The sequence below is a fragment of the Cellulomonas biazotea genome, from assembly GCF_004306155.1.
Classification (GTDB): Bacteria; Actinomycetota; Actinomycetes; order Actinomycetales; family Cellulomonadaceae; genus Cellulomonas; species Cellulomonas biazotea.
This window is the reverse complement of record NZ_BIMR01000450.1, coordinates 1-1,801: the sequence shown is the minus strand read 5'-3', so window position 1 is coordinate 1,801 and position 1,801 is coordinate 1. Positions and strand designations below refer to the sequence as shown.

Sequence of the window (1,801 nt, the reverse complement as noted above, 5' to 3'; positions counted from 1 at the left end):
GGGGCGGTGCGCACGGGACCCGTCCCGCCGGCCGCGGCGCCGGCCGTGGGAGCAGGCGTCGGGGCGGGCGTGGCGGCGGGTGCGGCGGGCGTGGCGGCGGTCCAGGTGGCCGGGGCCGCGTCGGTCGCCGGCAGGGGCCGGGTGGCGTCGGACGTCGCAGCGTCGTCCGTCGAGTCGTCGGTCGTCGCGAGGACCAGCGTGTCGTCGCGGGTCGTCGCGAGGATCTGCGTGTCGCCGCCGCCCGGCAGGATCTGGGTGTCGCCGTCCGCCGGCTGGGGCAGGGTGGTGTCGTCGTCGTCCCCGGGGGTGGTGGGGCGCGTCTCGTCGGTGCTCATCAGGACTCCTCGGTGATCCGGACGTCGCCCGCACCGATGCTCACGCGCAGCGCGAGCTGCACGTCGCCGGTGCGGGACTGCTCGTCCTCGAACGTGTGGTTGGCGATGCCGACGCCGTCGACGCTGCGCTGCGCGCCGTCGAGCTCCCAGACCACGTTGCCGACCCCGGCGTCGACGTCGGCCGTCACGGCGGCGTCGGCGGGGACGATGATCGTGAGGCTGCCGGCGCCGAACGACACGGGCACGTCGAGCGTGGTGCTCGTCATCGGGACCCCGGTGAGGTCCAGGACGGCGTCCCCGAAGCCGAGCTCGAAGCCCTCGGCGGCGACGCGGCGGCTGTCGACGTCGGTGGTGCCGGCGCTGAGGTCGCGGTACGAGCCGTCGGTCCACCGCCAGTCGGCGTTCTGCGCGGCGCCGACGGGCAGCGCGACGAGGATGCCCATGATCGCGAGGAAGCCGAGCACGCCGCTGCTGCGGCCGCGCAGGCCGGAGACGATGATCCCGAGGCCGGCGAGCACGACGCCCAGGCCGAGCGTGGTGAGCAGGACCGGCCCGTCGAAGTCGCCGGTGCGCTCGGCCATGAGCAGGACCGCGAGGCCGATGAGCGTGAGGGCCACGACGACGCCGACGGTGCCGACGCCCGGACCGGACCGCCGCGGCTTGGGCGGGACGGGCGGCCGCGGCGGGATCGGCGGCTGGGGCGGGAGCGGAGGCGGTGGCGGGACGGCGCCCTGCTGCCGGTAGGGGCCGTAGGGGCCGTACGCGACGGTCGGGCCGGCGGGCGGGCCAGCGGGCGGGCCGACGGGTGCCGTCGTCGTCGCACCGGGTGCGGCGCTCGCGGCAGCCGCGTGCGGCTGCTTGACCCACGGGTCGGCGGGCGCGGACGCCTGCCCTGCCCACGGCTGCGGGGTCGGTGCGCCCGGCGCCGCCCCCACGGGCGTGCCGCGACGGTTGGCCGCCGTGACGACCAGGGCGATGAGCCCGCCGACGAACGCGAGCCACAGCAGGACCTGCAGCCACTCGGGCGGGCCGCTCCAGAACCAGAACCAGTGGTCGCCGCGGGCGAGGCCGACGAGCGCGAAGCCGAGCGCGCCGAGCAGCGCGACGTCGAAGCGACCCGCGACCATCTCCTCGAGGTGGATGCGTCCGTCGCGCTGCTCGGGCAGCAGCGCCCAGGCGACGCCGTAGACGACGAGGCCCAGGCCGCCGAGCAGGACGGAGACGGCGAACAGGCCGCGCACCAGCAGCGGGTCGAGCCCGAAGCGTCGGGCGAGCCCGTCGCAGACGCCGCCGACCCAGCGGTCGTCGCCGCGGTAGAGGCCGGTGCGGCGGACCGCGGCGAAGAACCCGTTCGGGGTGCCCGTGCCGGCGGTGCCGTACGCGGGGGCGCCGGCCGCGGGTCCTGCCCCGGGGGGCGGGCCGTCGGCGGCGTGCGGGGCAGCGGCCGGTCCGGCGGGGTCGCCGTG

The 1,801-nt window shown here is 77.8% G+C and carries 2 protein-coding genes; both read right to left on the bottom strand.

Annotated features, from left to right (window positions below):
• A partial coding sequence (locus CBZ_RS20050; RefSeq protein WP_218022833.1) for a hypothetical protein occupies positions 1–335 on the bottom strand: 335 nt, incomplete at its 3' end.
• On the bottom strand, positions 335–1,801 hold a 1,467-nt coding region (locus tag CBZ_RS22055; protein WP_130783189.1), incomplete at its 5' end, for a PspC domain-containing protein. The genes CBZ_RS20050 and CBZ_RS22055, both read right to left, overlap by 1 nt.